The sequence below is a fragment of the Xanthocytophaga agilis genome, from assembly GCF_030068605.1.
Taxonomy (GTDB): domain Bacteria; phylum Bacteroidota; class Bacteroidia; order Cytophagales; family 172606-1; genus Xanthocytophaga; species Xanthocytophaga agilis.
Genome location: NZ_JASJOU010000027.1, coordinates 40750 through 61038 on the forward strand (window position 1 = coordinate 40750; position 20289 = coordinate 61038).

Below are 20289 nucleotides of genomic sequence, written 5' to 3' on the forward strand. Positions count from 1 at the left end.
GTTAGCCAATATAACAATTCGCTATATATGAATCACTTATGAAGCTGCTTCTTCTGTTTTATTAAATTCTTCCGTACTTACTTTCTTTACCTGAGGAGTAATTTGGTCTTTTACGAACGCTGCCACTTTGTCAGTAAATACGCGCTGGAAAGTATTCATATAGTTCTGCCCTTTCTCAGCTTTCAGGAAGTTATCAGCTAATTGATTCAGAAGGCTTTCGTTCTCAGGAGTATCGTTCTGCAAGAAGTTATAGACTTCTTTGAAAGAATTTTTGGCCTGTTCCAATACCTCTTCATGCTCTACTTTCAGGTCGTTATCCTTGGCAATTTTATCTTTGATAATTGTCCATTTCAGACCTTTTACAAACTCATCATATTCTTTAGCGATCTCTTCATCTGAAAGATTCTTGTTTGATACTTTCAGCCAGCGTTTTAAAAATTCATTAGGCAGGTCAATGTTTGTAGTTTCTACCAGTTGGTTCTGAATATCGCGTAACAAACGGTTGTCGCTTTCTTTATCGTATAGCTTCTGAAGTTCCTGTGTAAGTTTTTCCTTAAATTCCTCTTCACTTTTCACATCTTCACCATACACTTTCTTGAAGAATTCTTCATTCATCTCTGCAGGAACCTGACGATCGATATCTGCTATAGTCAATTCAAATTTACCTGCTAGCTTGTCTGCTTCTTCCTGAGGTATTTGGGTAAACAAACGTACAGAATCACTGTCTGCAAAAATTGACTGAATGTCAAAAACAATTACATCTCCTTTTTTCTTTCCAAGGAACAATGGTTTAGCTTCCTCTTTCAGTTTGTTTACAAACAAATATGCATTCTCTTTTTGAAATTCTCCACCTTCAATTTGTTTCAATCCACCAAACGCCAGATCCTGCTCTCCTACTTCTTCCGGATTGATATAGTTTCCATGACGAGCCTTCAGGTTATCAAGTGAATCATTAATATCCTTATCTGTAATTTCAACTTCTGTACGTGTCAGGTTCAGTTTGTTTACATCATATGTAAACTCAGGTACCAGACCAATATCATAACTGAAAGAAAATTCACGTTGAGTATCCCAGTCAATCCCTTCAGCTTCTGTCTGATTTGGAAGTGGATCACCAACAATAGACAGTTTATTTTCTTTAATATAGCTATCTACTGATTCAATCAATAGGTTATTTACCTCATCAACAAGAATACCTTTACCATACATTTTCTTCAGCAAGCCTGCAGGTACTTTGCCAGGGCGAAATCCTTTGATAGAAGCAGTTCTGCTGTAATCTTTTAATTTTTTCTCTACGCGGGGCTGATAATCTGCTTCTTCCAGTGTGATACGAATGGAGGCATTGGTCGTATCTTTTTTGTCTAAGGTGATGTTCATAATTGGATTTGTTAGATGATTAACTGCTGATTAACCTTACATCAACCAGCAATAAAATTTTGTATTCAACTGAAAGCTTGCCAGAACTTCTAATACCCAAATCCGGCCGCCAATTTGCTATTAGTAAAAAAACCCCCAAAACTGCGAAAGCTGCTTTGAGGGTTTAGTGCGGATGGAGGGACTCGAACCCCCACGCCTCGCGGCGCCAGATCCTAAGTCTGGTGCGGCTACCAATTACGCCACATCCGCAAAAGGAATGCAAAGGTAAAAAAGCATTTTAAAAAGTCAAACATCTTGCCTACTTTTTTTTAAAAAAATTCTTTTTTGGAAAAGAACATACGCGCTAGCGATCAATCATTGCATTTTTTTGTTTATTTTATGACATTTAGTTGTCTGACTGCACAGTTTTGACACACATTTGAAACTTGATAGTTATGTAACATAATATGTTGGTATACTATCTTGTTTTTGGAGTAAAAATATGCTTGGATGCTTATTTACATCCGGCAGTTAAGATTCAAAAGATATTTAAAAAGTAAACCGGCAGATTTACAAATGCAGACAGATAGTGTGACAATCGAATCTCAGCCTATCACAGAACAGGATAGAGCAGAACAGGAACGCAGAGAAATTCTCCGAAAATATCGGAAGCTCCTCCGTTCCATAAAACCCATGTTAAAGGATGGAGATGCAAAAATCATAAAGAAAGCATTTAATACAGCTGCCGAAGCACATAAGGGAATGCGCCGGAAATCCGGAGAGCCCTATATATATCACCCATTGGCAGTAGCTCAGATTGCAGTAGATGAGATTGGATTAGGCCCTACTTCGGTAGTATGCGCTCTACTTCATGATGTGGTTGAAGACACTGACATGGAGATTGAGGATATAGAAAGGGAGTTTGGCTACAAAGTGGCAAAGATTATAGATGGTTTGACTAAGATCTCAGGTGTATTTGAATATGGTACATCTCAGCAAGCAGAAAACTTCCGGAAAATGCTTCTGACCTTATCAGATGATGTACGGGTAATCCTTATAAAACTGTCAGATCGCCTACACAATATGCGAACCCTGGCCAGTATGGCACGTAACGGACAACTAAAGATTGCATCCGAAACGATGTATCTATATGCTCCGCTTGCACACAGGTTAGGCTTATATGCGATAAAGTCAGAGCTGGAAGATCTATATCTCAAGTATACAGACCCAGACATCTATAAATCCATTGCTGAAAAATTAAAACAGACAAAAGCTGCCCGGGAAAAATTTATTGCTGACTTCATTGCCCCTATCGAAAAAAACCTGCGGGATGAAGGATATGATTTTATTATAAAAGGACGTCCGAAATCAATTTACTCTATATGGAAGAAGATGCAAAAGCAGAAGATTCCATTTGAAGAGGTTTATGACAAGTTTGCAATTCGGATTATTTTGCGAACAGATCTGGATAAGGAAAAAACTGCGTGCTGGCAGGTATATTCCATCGTTACAGACTATTATACTCCCAATCCGGACAGATTACGTGATTGGATCAGTACACCTCGGGCCAATGGATATGAATCGTTACACACTACAGCCATGAGTAAAACAGGCCAGTGGGTAGAAGTGCAGATCCGGACACAGCGTATGGATGATATTGCAGAAAAGGGATATGCAGCTCACTGGAAGTATAAAGAAAACGGGCAGATCCATGAAAATGAAAAAGGGGTAGAACACTGGATTCAAGAAGTACGTCAGATGCTGGAAAACGAAGACGTTTCAGCCATTGAATTTGTAGACGACTTCCGAATGAATCTCTTCAATGAGGAGGTTTTTGTATTTACCCCCAAAGGCGAACTCAAAGTTTTACCAGCAGGAGCTACAGCCCTGGACTTTGCCTTTGATATCCATACTGAAATCGGGATGCGATGTCTTGGGGCAAAAGTGAATCAGAAACTGGTTCCGATTAATTACATTCTCCATAATGGGGATCAGCTGGAGATACTGACTTCCAGTAAACAGAAACCCAGTGAAGACTGGTTAAAGTTTGTAGTTACCTCAAAGGCACGTGCCAAGATAAAAGAGAGCCTGAAAGAAGAGTATAGACAGTTTGTCAGTGAGGGCAAAGATATTGTAGCTCAGCGTCTGAAGAAACTAAAACTGGATCCTAATACGCATGAGATTGTTAATCAGATGCGAGCCTTTTTTGATGCCAAAACGCCTCAGGAGTTTCTGTATAAGGTAGGAAAAGGTATTATCTCAAAAACAGATATCAAGCGTTTCAAAAATGAGAAGGTTCAGCGAGCTACCAATAACAAGAAGGAGTTTAATGATGCCAAATCATTTGAGGTTGAAATAAAGAAAGTACGTGGGGTCGATTCGGATATGTTACTCATTGGTGAGGACATGGATAAGATTGACTATGAACTGGCCAAATGTTGCAATCCGATTCCTGGAGATGATGTATTTGGATTTGTTACAGTCAATGAAGGCATTAAAATCCATCGAACCACCTGTCCCAATGCTGTAGGACTGATGTCTAATTATGGTTATCGCATCATTAAAGCGAAATGGACATCTCAGAAGGAACTTGCTTTTCTGGCAGGCCTCCGTCTTACGGGCATTGATCGGGTAGGCTTGGTAAATGATGTGACCAAAATCATCTCCAATGAATTGAAAGTGAATATGCGTTCCATCAAAATTGAAACCAACGATGGCATTTTTGAAGGCAATATCATGCTATTTGTTAATGATACAGAGCATTTGGATACGTTGATGAAAAAACTAAACAGAGTACCTGGCATTGTCAATGTCACTCGCTTCGATAACCAATAATTTCTGCCATTGTTAAAGGCAAAAGCCGCGTAAATTAATTCACGCGGCTTTTATTTATTCTTATACTAATAGAACGCGCATCTTGTAGGACGCAAGTCCATCACTACCGGGCCTTTAATTATTACAACATGATCAATTAATTGTAAGAGTATACACCTGTCAGTTCAGGACTTGCTCCATTAGCATATATTTTTCGCTTTTTTTGTGAAGGATACCTATTGACTCCATATTGATAGATATAGACTTCTGTACTGATAACTGTTCCATTTGCACTTTTAAATACCTTTTTGCCAGGATTATTCACATGTATTTTTACTCCTGGCAGATAAGGAAAACGCATTAATGCATTATCAGGATTTTTCTTATCGTCAAAATCCGAATATTCTGTTATATTATAGATTTCTTCACCATTGCCTGACTTAGCAGGTTTAAAAGTAGACTCTCTGATTACATTTCCTTTGGTATCATAATCAAAACGGATGGTATACTTTTCCATATCTCCGGCAGCAATATTTGTCTCCCAACGTTCTTCTTTTAATCGGCTGCCTTCAAATGTATAATAACGTCTTACTCCTACCTCATTCTTGTAATTCAATTCTTCCGTTTTTTCCAAAACTCCATTTTTGTAATAATAGTTAACGGGGTAGCCAGCTTCGTCTGTAGTAAGTTGCTTCACCTGTCCTGCTTCATTATAGTGAAATCGATAGGTAATCTTTTTAATCATAGACGGATCATTTTGCACAAACTGCCATTGAGTATAGTATGTTACGATCTTACCCTCATCATCATATGTCATATCCTGATAATCGAGAGCAGAATACGTAATCTTTACGACTTTCGCAGCATTGGGATCTGTCAAGGCTGGGTTGACAATCACAGATACATCATCCGAATTGCCTAAAGCTTCATTATCAACTGCTGTTAACCGAAATATATAGGTTCCTTCAACCAGATTGGAGACAGACAAAGTAACAGAATCTGCATTCTGCAAAGTTGGCGTACCAGGTCCTGACACCAGTGTCCAGTGTTGTGCTTTGACAGTTCCATCAGAATCACTGGCACTACCAGCCAAAAAGACCATTGATTCAGGCAAGGTAATTACCTTATCAACTCCAGCATTTACAGTAGGTGGTATTGATTGTAAAGAAGGATTTCCATCTTCTTTTTCACAAGACCAGGCAAAAAAAGTAAAAAGCAAAACGGTAGTAACGGCAAGTTTCCCTGCTTCAAATAAATATAGTGTTTTCATAGTTAGTTAAATAGACTAAATACACGATTATGCCACAAACATCAGGATTGATGGTATGGATTATCTCCTTTCAGAGATAATTTCAATAACTTTTCATGGGAGTTTTGTAGCGACTATTGCATATATAGTCGCAGTACTTATGCAGGCAGACTTGAATTTTATCGCAAAAACGTATGACTTCTTAACTTGGGAGTGCCAAAGTAAGAGTGTAGTTTATTCAAATGTAAGAAAAAATCCATCAGTGGTGCAAAAACTCTTTGAATGGTATGCTAGACTTAACAAATGTTAGACCTCAGTCCTATCCATTATTTAAACAACTAAAAATGAACAGATTACACACTTCAAAAATCAATTACTAACTATCCTCATAAAGACATTAGTTATTTTGACCCAGTCTCTTTTTAGGCAAATGGTTCAGAGAATATACATTTGCTTTTTCTTTGTCAAAAGATATTCTTTCCTTTGCATTAAAATTAAATTGCTGGTCTTTTTGTTATATGAGTGAATGTAATATTTTACATACCTTATAATACTTTACTGACCCCATATTAAGAACGCGCTATGCCTCTGAACCAAGCACATTTCGCCGAGGTAAAAAAAATATTTACGGCGTATCTAGAAAAAAAAGAATTGCGCAAAACTCCTGAACGGTTTGCTATCCTGGAAGAGATATATTCGCGTACAGACCATTTTGATGTGGAAGAACTGTATATATCTATGAAAAACAAGAATTATCGGGTAAGCCGGGCAACTGTTTACAATACCCTGGATCTTCTTGTCGATTGTGATCTGGTTACTAAACATCAGTTTGGTAAAAATATGTCACAATACGAAAAATCGTATGGATACCGCCAACACGACCATCTGATTTGTACAGATTGCCACCGCGTTGTTGAGTTTTGTGATCCCAGAGTTCAAAATATTCAGAATATGGTGGGTGACTTGCTGAAGTTTAATGTACTTCACCATTCACTGATTTTCTATGGCAATTGCACAAAGGATCAATGCGAATATAAAAAAGATTAGTAGTTCAATGGCTGAATGGTTGAGACCTGTGAAGTTATCCTTTATAGATAGAGCTTCACAGAACTTGGCTGCTTGGCCATTTATTGCGTATATATCACAATCAACCATTCGATAATTAACCATTTTAACTATTAACATTTGAACAAATGATAGACGTTTTGTTAGGCTTACAGTGGGGTGACGAAGGCAAAGGTAAAATTGTAGATTTTCTGGCTCCACGTTATCAGGTTGTAGCGCGCTTTCAAGGTGGCCCTAACGCTGGTCACACACTGGAGTTTGATGGAATCAAGCACGTATTACACCAGATTCCATCAGGTATATTTCGGCCGCATACTAAAAATATCATTGGTAACGGAGTAGTACTGGATCCTATTGTTTTTCGTCGTGAAGCAGAATCCGCTATTGAAAAGTTTAACATAGATCTACGCAGCAATCTGTTTATTTCCAAGCGTACCCAGCTGATTATGCCTACCCATCGGCTATTGGATGCTGCCTATGAACAAGCCAAAGGCGATGACAAAATTGGTTCTACACTTAAAGGTATTGGTCCGACTTATTCTGACAAGATTGCCCGCCAAGGTTTGCGTGTAGGTGATGTGGTTTCTCCAAACTTTAAAGAAAAATACAAGAAGCTGGTAGAAAAACACCTGGTTATTCTTAAACAACACAACTTCATTTACTTTGATCTGGTTTCCATGGAGAAAGACTTTTTCGAGTCTATTGAATACCTGAAAACCTACAAACTGGAAGATACAGAATACACCATTAACAAATCACTTCAACAGAAAGAAACCATTCTGGCGGAAGGTGCACAAGGATCATTACTTGATATCGACTTTGGATCGTATCCATTTGTTACCAGTTCTACAACTATGACAGCCGGAGCCTGTACAGGTTTGGGAGTAGCACCAAGTCATATTGGAGAAGTATATGGTATCTTTAAAGCTTATTGCACCCGTGTAGGCTCAGGTCCTTTCCCTACAGAACTGAAAGATGAAACTGGAGAAAAGCTTCGTCGTATCGGACATGAATACGGTTCTACTACCGGGCGTCCTCGTCGCTGTGGATGGTTAGATTTACCAGCACTTCGCTATGCTATTATGCTGAATGGCGTAACCCAACTGGTGATGATGAAAGTAGACGTATTATCTGAGTTTGATGAAATAAAAGTTTGTACTCATTATCGTTTAGCAGATGGAACAGAAACAGAACAACTTCCTTTTGATCTGTGTGATGCTCCGGTTGAACCTGTTTACAAGACTTTTTCAGGTTGGCAATCCAACTTAAACAGCGTTCATTCTTTTGATCAACTACCTTCTCAATTAGCTGACTATGTAGCGTATCTGGAAGAGGCATTGAATTTGCCTATAACATTTATCTCTACAGGTCCTGATCGTGTAGCCACTCTGGTAAAAGCCGAAATGGTAGGATAAGTTATTAAAAGGACTAGCTAACTGGTCCTTAAAAATACATACTATAAATAAAAAGACCTGTGCTTTGATAACACAGGTCTTTTTATTTATAGTATGTATTTCAATATTATTTAGTACTTTCTTCCAATGGGCTAAAATCTTTAAATGTTGCTTTAATAGCTTTGTCTGTTGCTTGCTTTTTGTTTTCCCATGAGGCATCCAGTTCCAATGCAACCATACCTTTCAAATTCAACAAAGCCACAAAGTCGTCCAGATCTTTTGTATAATCCTTGCTGTTTCGGGATGACTTCAATGCATATTTCCGGGCAAAGATATCTCCTTTTGTCTGTAGCTCGTTCTTCTTTTCAATGATATAGTTTAATCGCTCAATAATATCCTTTGTAGACCTTCCAATTACTTCTGTAGCTTCAAGTGTACTGATTGTAGCCACAGCCGTTCCTCCTACAGTAGTTACAGCAGCACTGTTTGGTTTTATTACAACAGGAGCTACCCCTGAAATAGCTCCCAACGAAGCATTGGTAATAGATCTGTGTACTTTTCCTTTCTTTGCTCTCTTATAGGCACGTTTCAGTTCTTGTTCCTTCGCTTTCAACTGTTCAAGCAGATCCCATGCACGTACCAAAGCAACCCGGTACTGAGTATACAACTGCAAATCTTTTGCTTGCTCGTCTACTGTATTGATAATCAGAAAATTTACTTTAAGTTCAGCTCTTTTCTGTGACTTATCCAAAGCAAAAAAGGTAATCTGAGTGCTTAACGAATCATTAGGATCTTTCACAAAATCATAACCTGGCTTCCAGATAAATTCATACCGATTGGCAGTAATCTTGTGTAAAGCATCTTTAGGAATACTGGAAGAAGCAGAGATAAAATCAAAAGCAGTTACGTCATCATCTCCGTTAGGATCTGCAATATAAAAGCGGATATCAATAGGTGAATTTTCTCTGGATTTTATAAATGTCTCTTTAGGCACAATGGTAATTTCCGGAGGTAAATCCTGTTGTGTAGCTTCAATTCGGATTCTTCCTTTATTCTGCAGCTTTCCCGGCTGATCTTCTACGATAAAATCAACATACATTGCCTTTGCCTTCAATGCATTAAATTGAGTCAGAGAAGGTTTCCAGGTAAACTCTCCTTGTGCATTCAGTTGCATTCCCTCAGGCATGTTGTCTGTGGGCACAAATACTATCGGATCATTATCTTCATCCTTTACCATACCTGGATTGATCACATATTTATTAGGGGTATTATAGCCTACATACCATGTCTTCATATCTCCAATGGTAGGTGGCTGGTTTACATGCTTCACTTTGAATTCAACAGTTTGGCTGGCAGATTCTCCCTTCTCGTTACGTGCTTCAAAAATGACCTGAATAGACTTTTCTTTATTCAATCTGTCAACGAAATTATATTCAGGTTTCCATGCAAAATATCCACTGGTATCAAAGTCCATTCCATCCTGTCTTCCTTGGGTGATAGCAAAAGTATAATGATTACCAGAACCACCAGCAGCACGTAAAGTAAAAACCAACTCCTTGCCTTCCTCTATCATATTCCAGTTGGCATAACCAGGGAAGAATAACTTAACGCCAGACCCAGCAGCTTCATTCTGTGCCTGAGCGGTATAGAATAAAAAACTAAATATTAAAAATAAAAAGATTTTTTCTTGTACTTTTTTCATGTTGGGTTTCGTAGGAAGTATTGTATGAAATACTAGAACGCAAAGTAAAGTGAAAAAATTTTAACCAAATATGGCAAAATTGTGTTTTTTATTTCTCAAAAGAGGACCATTGGAAAATAATAACCTTATTTGATCCTCTCTGATAAATTCTTCATATCACTCTCTTTTAGTATATTGCTTATTCGTCACAGAAGTATCTGTTTATCAATAAATAGCGCACAAAATTAGAAGTATTTCGGAAGTCCGCCATATTAAATCCAAAAACAACCTCTATACAAAAGATAATCTTGCTTTTTCCCTATTCTTACTTACTTATATCCAGTATTGAAACTAGTGTCTGCTATTCTACTGCATTTTACTGTTGTGTATATGTCATATATAATATGTTATTTTCTATTGTATATATAAAAATGAGGTTACCAACTAATAGATTTAAGTATGCAATAAGATTTTTATCAGTATAATCTTTTTGTTGCTACATTATTCTGCTATATGATAATTTATCCAGGGTAATCGTGTTCTATCCGCAAAAACAACATACCAGAATCTCTATTTTTGTAGATGGGTGAATTCATTATTTTAAAGAAAATATTACATGGCTCACCAAATTATTTGTTCCTGTCCGTTACATCAATATGGATACTATTAAAATAAAAACGGTTCGCTGTCACACAACGAACCGTTTTAAATCAAGAGTAAAAAACTAATTACTCAGAAACTTGTGAACTTATTCCACTGACCATTCCAAAATGCCTCCGGCATATTCTTTAGGCAATTTAACCTCTATTTTCAAGGCTTCAGTTTGCACAGGACTAAAGGTCACTTTATTATACTTATCTTTTTCTATTCCATACGAATTCTGGTTCTGGACCTCTTTCCACTTTCCATCAGCAGCCAGATAAAGCAACTTCCAGGATTCAGGTACACGGCAACCACCCCATGGACTGTCATCAAACCAGTAAAGTTTTACAGAGGATACTTTTTCTGGTTTTGCAAAAGTATATTGTACCCATTGGGTCGTGTCTTTCAATGGCCACCAGTGATAATTCAGATTATCTCTATCGTTTGAATTTTTAGGTTCAGCCTGATCATTGATAGCTAGTAATGTTTTTGTTGTATGAGAAGCTGTGATCGTGCTGGTTGAAGCGATCGTTGGGGCGGGTGATGGACGGGCAGCATCTGGTTCAGTAGCTAGCCAAACGGCCATCTCACCTGAGCCACGGTTAGCCCATGCATAATACGGTATAGCTTTAAACGATACAGCTGATAAATCTACTTTATTGTCAATGGAACGTTTTGCCTGGCTGGCACTGCCTTCGAGTACTTCTACCCCTCCCAGTAATTCTGCTTTGTATTCAGGAGTCAATGAAGCGTTTTTGTCAAGCACCAGGTTCAGGACACCGCCATTGGTATAGTCAGGCCATTCGGCACAATACACAACTGGTCCTCTCTGTAAAGCTACTTTGTTATGATCAGCCTCTACTTTCGCATTAGCTACAACCTTTCTTACAGGCATAGGCAATATTAAGCTAATCTCATCTCCTTTTTTCCACTGTCTCTTAATCACCGCATAGCCATGATCCATCTGATAGGTAGCAGGCTTACCATTTATACTAACTGTAAATGCTGTATTATCCTTTGTAGCAAATGAGTAAAGATTACCAGGAGAAGGCTCGTTTTGTGCCCATCCTGGAATACGCAGAGCCATTTCAAAATTCTGAGATTTGGCAGGATTTACGACAAAATTAATTTTTCCATCCCATGGATACTCTGTTTTTTGAGCAACCTCTACTTTACTTCCTTTAAAATCGATGGTGGCAGTGCTGTTTACATATAAGTTTGTATAAATACGAGTTGCATTTTTGGCATACATATAACCTGGTAAGGAAGGAATAAAGCGACACACATTACTAGGACAGCAGGCACAACCAAACCATGCTTTACGGGAATGTTGTCCAAGAGATTGCAATGGATTGTCATAAAAGAAGCGATCTCCACTGACAGATACACCGGAAACAAGACCATTGTATAAGGTCCTTTCCAATACATCATAATACTTGGCGTCACCATGCAACAGAAACAAACGATAGTTCCAGTATACATTACCAATAGAAGCACACGTTTCATTATAAGCAGCCATGTTAGGCAGATCATATGCAGGTCCGAATCCTTCATGACCACCTGCGGCGCCAATACCACCTGTAATGTATAGTTTGTCATATACTACATCTTCCCATATCTTATCAATAGCATGTACATAGGCTTCATCACCCGTAATAGCAGCAACATCGGCCATTCCGGAATACATGTAGGTAGCACGTACAGCATGTCCAACAGCTTCTGTCTGGTCTACTACCTTTTTATTATCCTGACTATATTCTGTTCCTTTGCCTCGAGAATCCAGAAAGAATTTTGCCAGATCCAGGTATTGTTTTGTGCCTGTAGTGCGATACAATTTTACCAACGCCATCTCTACAATCTGATGTCCGGGTTCATAATCCAGTTTACCAGGTCCGAAATCACGGCACAACAGATCGGCATTTTTGATAGCAATATCCAGCAAGGAACGTTTGCCGGTGGCCTGATAATGAGCGACAGCTGCCTCAAACAGGTGTCCACTATTATATAATTCATGGCTCAGATCCGACTCCTTTACCCAACGTTGCATACCAGCCCAGGGATGAGGATGTGCAGGATCAATAGTACGTGCAGTATATAAGTAGCCATCGGGTTCCTGTGCTTTGCCAATGTAATCAATCAATGTATCCAGCCTTGCTTCCAGGTATTTATCCGGAAAAGTTTGAAGAGAATAACTGGCTCCTTCAATAATCTTATAGATATCTGTATCATCAAAAGGATATTCTGTACAGAACTTTCCTTCTTTGGTATGCGCTGCAAACAAAAAATTATCGACCCGGCCAGTTTTGTAACAATGTCCCAATGCAATCGGAATAGTTACCTCATGGTTCTTTTTAATACGGGGAGCCCAGAACTTGTCATTCACCTTTACAGAGGTAAACGGAATCGGTTGAATCGGATACTCCCTATCCTTTGTCTGGCTATAGCCTGACATGCCCAACAGGAATAAAAAGGACAAACAAAACATTGTCCTGATGATGTGCATTTTCATAAGTAAGCTAATTTATATAGACTATTTGGTTGCAAGGTTTATTCTTTTCTATCAACTAAAGCGATCTAAACAGCTTTATTATTAAAGATAGGCTATACCTGGGTAATGTGCACTTAAAAATAGAGAAACTGATAATTTTTGTCTAAAACATGTTAACATACTATCATACTTACAGACTATAAGCAGTACAGGTAAATATTCTATTGGTCTTTGTACTACCTTCCTGTTTGGTAATCTCCATTCCATGTGCATTGGCATTACCATATTTAAATAGAATTGCGCTTAGTTTCTGAGAGAAAAATACTCTCCAAGTACAAAGGCGGAAAGATGCTTTCAGGAGGATATATGAGCATCCCGAATTTTAGATAAGGGTTTTACCAGCGTCTATTCTTTTGAAAAGAGTATAGGCGCTGGTTTATTTTTAAGCAATCTTTTTAGTTGAGTTGGTTTATTATCCCTTGAATTATTCTTCCACTAGCCTCTTCATTTTTTACTTGCCCAAAAAGGTTTTATCCTCACTACATCCCTCTTCCTACCATGTTACTTTTTTGCTTGTCCAAAAAAGTACCCCAAAAAGGACACCTCCAGCGATCCTTCCCCCTGTAAGGCCAAAGGCCAACCTCGCGGAGAAAAGATTGCCAGCGCACCTACACTGCCTCTCGCGATTGAAGTGAATATAATTCTCTTTGTAATTCCTTTGCTTCTCTTTTTTAAAGGATGCGGTATTGTTTTTCTCAAAATCCGGGATGACTCATTTTATGTTGATGGCATTGAGCAAGCGGTCAAACCAGTATATCAACTTGGAAGATCTGATTTCTACTTTTTGTCTGCGTTAGTCCTACAAAATTCTACGTCCCTGTACTTTCTCTTTTCTCTCCGGAAAGAACCTATACTTTTGTAATCAACTATGAAAACAAACACTGCCACATCTCACTGGGTATCACTCTACTGGAAATGCCAGTTGATCGGGTGGTCACTTACAAGTTTGTGGTGGGCTTATCAGGGATTGGCAAACTCCATAGAGAAGAGTTATACAGTGGCCGCTATTCATTTCATTGGAGATTGTAGCATCAGCATTCTCCTTACCCATAGTTACAGAAATCTTTCTCTGAAAAATGGATGGAACAAGCTGAATCTGGATTCACTTTTGCCTCGTATTATTTTGTCAGTAGGTGTGTTGGGCAGTCTGTTTATGCTTTTGATTGCCATCAAGCTGTATCTGGTGCGCATGTACTTTATAGATCAGTCTGTAGGTTCTTTTACAGACTTTTTTAAAGATAACTCGATGACACTCCTAATTACAGGTGTCCGTCTGATGGCAGTATGGGTGCTGGCATTTCATCTGTATCACTATGCTCAGTATAGAATACAAATGGCAGAGGAGAATGCCCAACTAAGTATACTGGCAAAACAAACGCAACTGAATAATCTGTCTGCTCAGCTTAATCCGCATTTCTTCTTTAATTCGCTGAATAATATAAAGTTTCTGGTGATTGAAAATCCTCAGGAAGCTCGCCGGGCTATCGACCTGTTGTCTGACCTGTTGCGTACGTCTCTTTATCGAAAAGAGGAACATGTGGTTTCTATCAAACAGGAGCTAAATCTGGTGAATGATTACCTGGAACTCGAAAAACTACGCTTTGAAGAACGGTTGCAGATTCAGATGAATATCCCGGAAGAGGTTATGGCCTATGAAATACCACCTTTCAGTATTCAGACCTTGGTAGAGAATGCCATTAAACATGGCATCAGTACCCGGAAGGAAGGTGGACTGGTAAGCATCTGTATAGAAAAACAGACCTCCTATCTCAAAATCACTATAGAAAACTCCGGAAAGCTTAGTGACTCTACAACGCCTGGCCTTGGTATACGAAATTTGACGGAACGGCTCAATCTGCAGTTTGCAGGAAAGGTGATGTTTGCACTGACAGCACAGGAAGATGATAAAGTTCTGGCAACCATTTGTATTCCTGCACTATGAAAAAAATCCGTGTTATACTGATTGATGATGAACGTTCGGCACGTGCAGAATTAAGAACGGCATTGCTTCCTCATCCTGATTTTGAAATCATAGCAGAGGCAAGCAATGCAGATGAGGCAAAGGATCAGATTGAAACACTGCAGCCTGACTTGCTTTTTCTAGATATTCAAATGCCCGAAAAGTCCGGTTTTGATCTGCTGGAATCGCTGAATCGGGTACCTCTTGTCATCTTTACTACCGCATTTGATCAGTATGCAGTACAGGCGTTTGAAATCAATGCTCTGGACTACCTGACAAAACCTATACGGGAAGAACGATTTGCCAAAGCTCTGGAACGAATACGAGACAGAATTCAGACCGATACAATGGTGCATCAGATGACAACTGCAGAAAGCACACGGCTGACTGCTGATCAGCAACTATTTGTCAAGGATGGGGTGCATTATTATTTTATACGTGTAGGCGACATTTCGCTTATTGAGTCACTGGAAAATTATTCACGCATTTATTTCAATACTAAAAAAACATATCAGAAACGATCACTGAATCAGTGGGAGGAACTGCTTGACGCTACGTTGTTCTTCCGGATTAGCCGCACCCATATTGTAAACCGTTCCTATATTAAAGATGTCCATCGTTTACCCAAAGGAAAACTTCAACTGGAACTGACGACAGGTCAGCGACTGGATGTATCGAGTCGACAGTCAATCAAATTCAAAAAGATAAATAGCTTATAATATCTCAGAAACCTGATTTTCAGGAACCATACAAATGGCTCCCTGCTATCGTATTACCTAAACTATACCTATGAAAACGCTACACATCTATTTACAACTCGTAAAAGTCCTTTGTATCAGTCTCCTGACTGTTTCATCCGGAATAACTCAATCCTTTGTGTGTCCGAATATTAGCCTATCAGATACCCTGACTACAGGAAAAATTATGGCTGATTTTTCACGCAATGTCCTTTCACACTACACAAGTCAGCAGGATACTAATCCATCAGATTACCTGAATACAGCTTTTCGCCTCCAGATCCTTGCCGGAGAATACAAACAAGCTCTTCAATCTCTGAAAGCGTGTCGACAGCTAGCTACTACCCGATGGACTATAGGTACACTCTATCTACAATATGAAGTGTATACATATAGTCGTATGCAGCAATCTCAGACAAAACAGTCTTTCACGGATACATTTACCCAAACATTCCGCCAATATGTTGAGGCGATGGATAACCAAACACTGCTTCTCAATGAGAGAGCATTTTTAAATGATATACAACCCTTTGAAAGAGACTGGCAACAGGAAGTTTCTCAGCTAAAAGACAGAGACAGCCTTTCGCTGACTGAAGCTGTTCGGTTATGCAAGTCCTACTTTTTGTATGAAGTACATAGACAAATGATACCAATAGCCCGAAAACTACTGAAAGAGCAGGATGACAAACGGTATGACATCCAAGACAATGTACTTATTCCTACGAAAGATGGTGCCAGACTATGGGCAATTGTTGCCAGACCCAAAAACAGTACAGAACCCAAGCCTACAGCACTGGCCTATACTATCTATGCAGACATGCGAAATATCACACAAGCTAAAAATGCGGCTGCTCATGGATATATTGGGGTCGTAGCCCATACCAGAGGAAAAGGGCTAAGTACGGATGCTATAGTGCCTTACGAAATGGAAAGTAAGGATGTGAATGAAGTGATTGACTGGATCATCCGGCAGCCCTGGAGTAACAAAGAAGTAGGGATGTATGGGGGGAGTTATAATGGATTTGCTCAATGGGCAGCAGCCAAACATCTGCATCCTGCCCTTAAAACCATCGTTCCCTATGCAGCAGCGATTCCAGGAAAAGGATTACCCATGGAAAACAATGTTTTCATCAATGCCAATTATGGCTGGGCATTTCATGTCACAAACAACAAGTATATGGACAATACCATCTATACTACTCCGCAACGCTGGCGAAAAATGATGAATAGCTGGTACGAAAGCGGCAAGCCTTACAATAAGATAGATAGTATAGAGGGTCAGCCCAATCCATGGTTGCAAAAGTGGCTGTTACATCCTGCATTTGATGCCTACTGGCAGAACATGGTACCCTATCAAAAGGACTTCTCCGGAATTACGATCCCTGTCCTTTCTATTACAGGTTACTATGATGATGGACAAATCTCTGCACTCCACTACCTGAAAGAACATTACAAATACAACCCGCACGCAGAGCATTATCTGCTGATAGGTCCTTATGACCATGTCGGCTCACAACGACAAGGAGCTGCTGTTTTACGTGGATATGCAATTGATTCCGTAGCCTATATCAATACCCCTGAACTCACTTTTCAATGGATGGATTATATATTCTATCACAAACCCAAACCTGCCATACTGAAGGACAAGATTAATTATGAAGTGATGGGAGTCAATGAGTGGCGACATGCACCTTCGATAGAAAAGATGCATAATATGCTACAGAGCTTTTATCTGTCAACAGAAAAAGCAGGAGACTATTACCGACTCACTACACAGAAACCTGCCAAAACAGAGTTCCTGACTCAGACGATAGACATGGCAGATAGGTCCACCTCTCACAACGACTATTATCCGGACCCTATCATTCGGAAAGAACTCGATGTATCGGATGGGTTAGCCTTTATCAGTGAGCCATTTACGGAACCGGTTTCAGTGGATGGGATATTTTCGGGCAATCTCAAGATCCGTATCAACAAAAAAGATGTGGATGTAGGAGTAGTCTTGTATGAAGTACTTCCCTCAGGTGAGTTCTTTCATCTTTCCTATTATCTGGGGCGTGCCAGTTATGCCAGGGACATGAGTAAACGCCAGCTTCTCAGACCTGACAAAATAGAAAGTGTTCCTTTTGAACGTACCCGTATGGTATCACGGCAACTGCGTAAAGGAAGTCGCTTATTGGTAATACTTAATGTAAATAAAAATCCGTTTGCTCAGATTAATTATGGCACCGGAAAAGATGTGAGTCAGGAAGATATACAGGATGCAAAAGATCCTTTACAAATCCACTGGTATACAGATAGTATGATTCAAATACCTATGAGGAAATAAAAATCCAGGTGTGTTTGGCAGGCGCAGAATTTTATCATCTTACAACAGCTTTGGTAATGTTTTACTCACACTGACCCTATATCGTTGTGAAAAAACCTGAAAAGAAGAAAAAAACGCAGAACCCTGTACCAGATCAATCACCTGTTGTTTTGCTGTTGATTGACTTAATCAGTGACTTTACGTTTCCGGATGCCGAACAAATCTTTGATGACTATGCGCGTATTGTTCCCAATATTGCGAAGCTGAAAAAGAGAGCTAAAGAAGCAGGCATACCGGTTATTTATATAAATGATAACTTTGGCAAGTGGCAATCAGACTTCCACAGTCTGGTTGACCACTGTCTGAAAGATTCCGTAAAAAGCCAGCATCTGGTCAAACAAATCAAACCTCAGCAGGATGATTATACTGTACTCAAGCCAAAACATTCTGCTTTTTATTGTACCACACTGGATGTATTGCTGGAATACTTAAAGGCTGAAACATTGATTATAGCAGGCATTGCGGGTAATATCTGTGTGCTGTTCACAGCCAATGACGCCTATATGCGTGATTATAAACTGGTTATTCCAGCAGATTGTACAGCCTCCAACTCTGTGGCAGATAATACCTATACTCTCACACAAATGGAAAAAGTATTAAAGGCCAACATCCAGCCTTCCACTGAGTTAAATCTGGAAGAATTAAAAAAAGAGAGTTAATACAATGGCACACATTGGCACTTCAGGTTGGAGTTATGATCACTGGCATGGGGTGCTCTATCCACAGGGTATTCCTCCCCATGAGCGACTTTCGTATTACACAGCCCGCTTTCAAACCACAGAACTAAACAGCAGCTTTTATCGCTGGCCGGCACTGAGCACTTTTCAAAGCTGGAATAAACGATTACCCGATGGATTTCTGTTGAGTGTCAAAGCATCCCGATGGCTTACACATAGCAAAAAGCTCTATGCCCCTGAAAGCTGGGTAAAACGTATAGAAACGTCCTGGCATGCACTACGCGACAAGAGGGCAATCCTATTGGTACAACTTTCTCCCCTTTTTGGTTACGACTATGATCGGCTAGCCTATTTTCTGGAACTGCTTCCATCCTGGATGCGGGTAGCGATAGAGTTTCGTCATCCCAGCTGGCATCAGGAATCTATCTTTTCTCTCCTGGAAAAATACCAGGCCGCCTATTGCATTATGAGTGGGGCGCAGTTGCCTTGCATACTTCGTGCTACAGCTCCGTTTGTATATATACGTATGCATGGCCCCGACTATACTAACCTCTATGCAGGTTCGTATTCTGATGCGGATTTACAGTGGTGGGCCGATCGTATCAGGGAATGGGAGGCTATGGGCAAAGAAGTTTTTGTGTACTTCAATAACGATGGCGAGGGGAATGCTGTGCGCAATGCTTCTACAATTATATCGTATTTGTAACTTTGGTATATCTATAAACAACTACAAAGCCCCCACAACCATGTGACATGATTATAGGGGCAGACAATATATAATAATCCAAACAAGGAGGATTAATAATGAATATTATGGGCGTTGTTGTTGCGCCATTCCTGTTCCAGGTAACGGGCATCTTCTTCACTTTTTGGATGCACTCCCAATACTATATTCCCTTCTTTGATATTAGATTCATATAGTTTAGCCCGTTCTTCAGGTATACCAGCACCAATTAAGGCTCCCAGCAAGCCACCTGTCAATCCACCAGCTCCTGCACCAGCTAGAGCCGCTGCCAGCGGACCAGCAACAACGAGCCCTAGTCCTGGAATAACCAGTGTAGTACCAATAGCGGCTATAGCACCTGCAATAGCACCTAGTGTACCACCAATGGCAGAGCCTGCTCCGGCAGCCTCAAGTGATTTATTACCCAAGTCAGTATTGGCACCTTTGTCTCTACTATCTACATCTCCAAAATGTCTTTTACGTGCTTCATCGGACATCACCAGATTGATATCGTCACTGGTATAGCCACGTCTCTGTAAAGCATCATACGCTCTTTCTGCACTTTCACGGTCTTTGAATGTAGCCGTTAATAAACCTCTTTGTGCAGTTGTAGAGGTTTCATATCCATTTTCATTGTAAGTCGACATTGTAAATAAGGCTTAAGTGATTAAATAAACACATGCCACGTTATTGATACATAGTATGCGGCACAAGAACAGATAAAAAAGTATACCCTACTTTTATCTTCTACTGATTATCAAGCTTATACAGATCGTGCATCTTTCATTCTCGACTCTCTTTTATATATTTTCTCATTCTATTTCACATACCGATTATAGATAGAAAGATACTTTTCAATCATCCGATAACTGTTTCCGGATGGAAACTCTCACCTGTCCTTTCAGAAATGGCATGCAATTTTTTGCTTTTGTTATGTCCTTCAACTTAGAGTATGTTTAAATTTTGAGAAAGGATATCGGTTGCATACTTTATAAGCGACCAAACTCAAAAAATATGCAAACTCAGTTTGAAGAACTGACCGATACCCAGTGGCAATTTATCGAACAAATTTTA

13 protein-coding genes and 1 tRNA gene are annotated in these 20289 nt (G+C 39.5%); 8 read left to right on the forward strand and 6 right to left on the reverse strand.

The annotated features are described in order from the left end of the window. Nucleotides 1-36: 36 nt before the first annotated feature. Together tig and QNI22_RS39015 are read right to left on the reverse strand one after the other, a co-directional pair. Complete coding sequence (gene tig, locus QNI22_RS39010) at nucleotides 37-1377, reverse strand: trigger factor (RefSeq protein WP_314519911.1); 1341 nt, start codon at nucleotides 1375-1377, stop codon at nucleotides 37-39. A 167-nt stretch (nucleotides 1378-1544) separates the two neighbouring features. After that, nucleotides 1545-1626: transfer RNA gene (locus QNI22_RS39015), tRNA-Leu, on the reverse strand. Between the two features lie 306 nt (nucleotides 1627-1932). Here QNI22_RS39015 and QNI22_RS39020 point away from each other — a divergent pair. Further along, on the forward strand, nucleotides 1933-4191 hold the full coding sequence (locus QNI22_RS39020) for a RelA/SpoT family protein (RefSeq protein WP_313986666.1): 2259 nt from the start codon (nucleotides 1933-1935) through the stop codon (nucleotides 4189-4191). A gap of 136 nt (nucleotides 4192-4327) precedes the next feature. On the opposite strand, the gene QNI22_RS39025 is transcribed toward QNI22_RS39020, so the two are convergent. Beyond that, a complete protein-coding gene (locus QNI22_RS39025) occupies nucleotides 4328-5440 on the reverse strand; it encodes a PKD domain-containing protein (protein WP_314519913.1) in 1113 nt (370 codons plus the stop codon). A gap of 561 nt (nucleotides 5441-6001) precedes the next feature. On the opposite strand from QNI22_RS39025, the gene QNI22_RS39030 reads away from it, so the two are divergent. Together QNI22_RS39030 and QNI22_RS39035 are read left to right on the forward strand one after the other, a co-directional pair. Next, nucleotides 6002-6466, forward strand: a complete 465-nt coding sequence (locus QNI22_RS39030) for a Fur family transcriptional regulator (protein ID WP_313986656.1) — start codon at nucleotides 6002-6004, stop codon at nucleotides 6464-6466. A 146-nt stretch (nucleotides 6467-6612) separates the two neighbouring features. Beyond that, a complete protein-coding gene (locus QNI22_RS39035) occupies nucleotides 6613-7899 on the forward strand; it encodes an adenylosuccinate synthase (RefSeq protein ID WP_314519915.1) in 1287 nt (428 codons plus the stop codon). A 106-nt stretch (nucleotides 7900-8005) separates the two neighbouring features. Here the strand turns inward: QNI22_RS39035 and QNI22_RS39040 are convergent, their stop codons facing one another. After that, nucleotides 8006-9580 (reverse strand): hypothetical protein, encoded by a 1575-nt coding sequence (locus tag QNI22_RS39040; protein WP_314519917.1) that lies wholly within the window; start codon nucleotides 9578-9580, stop codon nucleotides 8006-8008. A 727-nt stretch (nucleotides 9581-10307) separates the two neighbouring features. Continuing rightward, on the reverse strand, nucleotides 10308-12653 hold the full coding sequence (locus QNI22_RS39045) for a glycoside hydrolase family 127 protein (RefSeq protein ID WP_314519919.1): 2346 nt from the start codon (nucleotides 12651-12653) through the stop codon (nucleotides 10308-10310). A gap of 964 nt (nucleotides 12654-13617) precedes the next feature. Here QNI22_RS39045 and QNI22_RS39050 point away from each other — a divergent pair. From QNI22_RS39050 to QNI22_RS39070, 5 genes are all read left to right on the forward strand, one after another. Next, on the forward strand, nucleotides 13618-14691 hold the full coding sequence (locus tag QNI22_RS39050; protein WP_314519921.1) for a sensor histidine kinase: 1074 nt from the start codon (nucleotides 13618-13620) through the stop codon (nucleotides 14689-14691). Then, the gene (locus tag QNI22_RS39055; protein ID WP_314519924.1) at nucleotides 14688-15428 is read left to right on the forward strand and encodes a LytR/AlgR family response regulator transcription factor; all 741 of its coding nucleotides are present in this window, start codon (nucleotides 14688-14690) and stop codon (nucleotides 15426-15428) included. Before QNI22_RS39050 ends, QNI22_RS39055 begins: the two co-directional genes overlap by 4 nt. A 70-nt stretch (nucleotides 15429-15498) precedes the next feature. Continuing rightward, a complete protein-coding gene (locus QNI22_RS39060) occupies nucleotides 15499-17775 on the forward strand; it encodes a CocE/NonD family hydrolase (protein WP_314519926.1) in 2277 nt (758 codons plus the stop codon). Between the two features lie 86 nt (nucleotides 17776-17861). Next, nucleotides 17862-18473: a cysteine hydrolase family protein gene (locus QNI22_RS39065; RefSeq protein WP_314030779.1), complete on the forward strand. Its 612-nt coding sequence runs from the start codon at nucleotides 17862-17864 to the stop codon at nucleotides 18471-18473. Nucleotides 18474-18477: 4 nt separating this feature from the next. Beyond that, the gene (locus QNI22_RS39070; protein ID WP_314519928.1) at nucleotides 18478-19197 is read left to right on the forward strand and encodes a DUF72 domain-containing protein; all 720 of its coding nucleotides are present in this window, start codon (nucleotides 18478-18480) and stop codon (nucleotides 19195-19197) included. A gap of 92 nt (nucleotides 19198-19289) precedes the next feature. Here QNI22_RS39070 and QNI22_RS39075 read toward each other — a convergent pair whose 3' ends face one another. Next, a complete protein-coding gene (locus QNI22_RS39075; protein ID WP_313986637.1) occupies nucleotides 19290-19862 on the reverse strand; it encodes a hypothetical protein in 573 nt (190 codons plus the stop codon). Between the last annotated feature and the right edge of the window lie 427 nt (nucleotides 19863-20289).